Consider the following 2,932-nt stretch of genomic DNA (forward strand, 5'->3'; position numbering starts at 1 on the left):
GGGGTGGGGTGGTTGGCGGAGGGGGAGAAAGCTGAGAAACAGTTTTGCAGGGCCACCTGGCGGTTTTTCCTTTACAGCTACCGGCGCAGGTGACTGCTGCACTAATGCTGCACCTTAGGGCATTCCAGGGGCCTAGAAAAAAATTTGTGCTTGGGGACTTGCACCCTCCTGCCCCACACCCTAGTATTCCTTAAAGAATCACAGCATCTACTTTTGAAAGGCAGCTTCATGCTCTCTTCTGGTTTCGACTTCACCCAGTTCAACAACATCATCCGCGCTATCTCCAACGTGGTTGACCTCTTTGTGAAGCTCTCCAAGCTCGGCTAAGCCAGCAAAAACTCAAAGCGCGTTGTGGAAGCCCCTGCTTCCCAACGCGCTTTTTGCCGTCCTGGGGACACGGGGCGCCTAGACGGAACCTAGACGCAGGCGGAACTTAGACGCAGGTGCCAATCCAGCAGTTGAACTTCTCCCCGGTAATCCGCTCAAAAGCCTCTACATAGCGTTCGCGGGTTGCCTCCACCACGGAACCCGGCAGCGCTGGCGGCGGGGTTGGGCTATCTACGCTCCAGCCGGACTTAGGGCTGGTCAGCCAGTTGCGCACGTACTGCTTGTCAAAGCTCGGCTGCACCTTGCCCTCTTGGTAGCCCTCCTTGGGCCAGTAGCGGGAGGAATCTGGGGTGAGCACTTCATCGGCCAACACCAGGTTGCCTTCCTCATCCAGACCGAACTCAAACTTGGTATCAGCCAAGATGATGCCCCGTGCCTCGGCGATCGCCGCGGCCTCGGAGTAGATCTTCAAGGTTGCAGCACGCAGCTCCTCGGCGCGGGCTTGGCCCAGTGAGTGGACTACGGCTTCAAACGTCACGTTTTCGTCGTGATCGCCCTGCTCAGCCTTGGTTGCCGGGGTGAAGATCGGCTCCGGCAGCTTGGAGGCCTCCACCAAACCTTCGGGCAGCTCAACGCCGCACACGGTGCCGGACTCCTGGTATTCCTTCAGGCCGGAGCCAGTGAGGTAGCCGCGGGCGACGCACTCGAACGGCAGCATCTTAAGCTTTTTGCAGACCATAGCGCGCCCCAGGACTTCCTCGGGGATTGCGGGATCGTCGATGTCCCCGGCAAGGTGGTTCGGGAAGTCGATGTGGTCAAAGAAGTACTTGCTCATTGCAGTGAGCACACGGCCCTTGTCCGGGATCTCCGGCTCCAGGACGTGGTCATAGGCAGAAATGCGGTCAGTGACCACCATGAGGAGGCGCTGATCGTCGATCTCGTAGATCTCGCGCACCTTGCCGGCGCTCAAATGCTTGTACTGAGACAATTCGGGACGCATGAGACGTTAGTGTAGACCCTTTTTGTGCGCCGTGAATAGTTCGCACCGCAACGCCCCCGTGCCTACCGCAGGAGACAGCGGCACTGGGGGCGTCGGCACTGCTGAAGTGACTAGAGGATCTCGCCTGGGGTGTAGCGGGCGGCCTCAGGGTAGCGGTTGACCAGGTCGCTGATCCGCTTGAGCACGCGGGCGGTCTGGCTTTCAGCGGCACCGATGAATGCGTGGCGGTCAGCGAGGGCCTCCTCGAGCTGCTCGCGGGACATCGGCAGGCGCTCATCAGCGGCAAGGCGGGCGATCAGGTCCTGCTCACCGCCATTTTCCCGCATGTTCAGCGCAACCGCGACGGCGTTCTCCTTAATCACCTCATGCGCGGTTTCACGCCCCACGCCCGCGCGCACCGCCGCCATGAGGATGCGGGTGGTGGCGAGGAACGGCAGGTAGCGCTCAAGCTCGCGGTCGATCATGGCGGGGAAGGCGCCGAACTCATCAAGGACCGTGAGGAAGGTCTCAAACATGCCGTCCAGGGCAAAGAAAGCGTCCGGCAGCGCCACGCGGCGAACCACGGAACAGAAGACGTCGCCCTCATTCCACTGCTGGCCGGAAAGATCCCCAACCATGGTGAGGTAGCCGCGCAGGATCACCTGGAAACCACCCACGCGCTCACAAGAACGCGCGTTCATCTTGTGTGGCATCGCCGAGGAACCAACCTGGCCCTCCTTGAAGCCCTCCGTCACAGTCTCATTGCCCGCCATCAGGCGAATCGTGTGAGCAAGTGACGACGGCCCCGCGCCAAGCTGCACGAGCGCAGAGACGGCGTCAAAGTCCAAAGAACGCGGGTAGACCTGACCCACGGAATCGAACACCCGCGAAAAGCCCAGGTGATCAGCGATCTGAGTTTCCAGGGAGGCCAGCTTGGCTTCATCGCCGCCCATCAAATCCAGCATGTCCTGGGCGGTACCCATGGGGCCCTTGATGCCGCGCAGCGGGTACCTGCTCAGAATGTCCTCCACCCGGTCAATCGCAACCAAGGTTTCCTCCGCGGCGGAAGCGAAACGCTTGCCCAAGGTGGTGGCCTGAGCAGCCACATTGTGCGAACGCCCAGCCATCACCAACGACTTATACGCGCCCGCATGCTCACCAAGACGAGCCACCACAGCAACCGCCTTATCCCGCACCAACTGCAAGGAACGGTAAATCTGGAGCTGCTCCACATTCTCCGTGAGATCACGCGAAGTCATGCCCTTGTGCACATGCTCAAAACCAGCCAGCGCATTGAACTCCTCAATGCGGGCCTTCACATCGTGGCGAGTGACCTTCTCCCGCTCAGCGATGCTCGCCAAATCCACATCCTCCACCACGGCCTCATAGGCGGCGATAGCCTCTGCGGGAATCTCCACACCGAGATCCTTCTGAGCCTTCATCACGGCAATCCACAACTGGCGCTCCATGATGATCTTCTGCTCAGGGCTCCACAGATTACTCAGCTCAGCGGAGGCATAACGATTGGAAAGGACATTTGCGATCTTTATCTTTTCAGCCACGCGTTCCATTATCGCACGGCGGGCGGGGTGGGTGTTGTCTCTTATACACACCTCAAGCACCAGG

General features: G+C 60.1%; 2 protein-coding genes. Both read right to left on the bottom strand.

Annotated features, from left to right (window positions below; all coding sequences use genetic code 11):
- Window positions 1-433: 433 nt before the first annotated feature.
- Window positions 434-1,327, bottom strand: a complete 894-nt coding sequence (locus tag NQ050_RS10955; RefSeq protein WP_257039377.1) for a phosphoribosylaminoimidazolesuccinocarboxamide synthase — start codon at window positions 1,325-1,327, stop codon at window positions 434-436.
- 110 nt (window positions 1,328-1,437) lie between these two features.
- Entirely contained in the window at window positions 1,438-2,877 is a 1,440-nt protein-coding gene (purB, locus tag NQ050_RS10960) for an adenylosuccinate lyase (protein ID WP_257039378.1), read from the bottom strand.
- Between the last annotated feature and the right edge of the window lie 55 nt (window positions 2,878-2,932).

Source organism: Corynebacterium sp. 122RC1 (assembly GCF_024580955.1).
Classification (GTDB): domain Bacteria; phylum Actinomycetota; class Actinomycetes; order Mycobacteriales; family Mycobacteriaceae; genus Corynebacterium; species Corynebacterium kozikiae.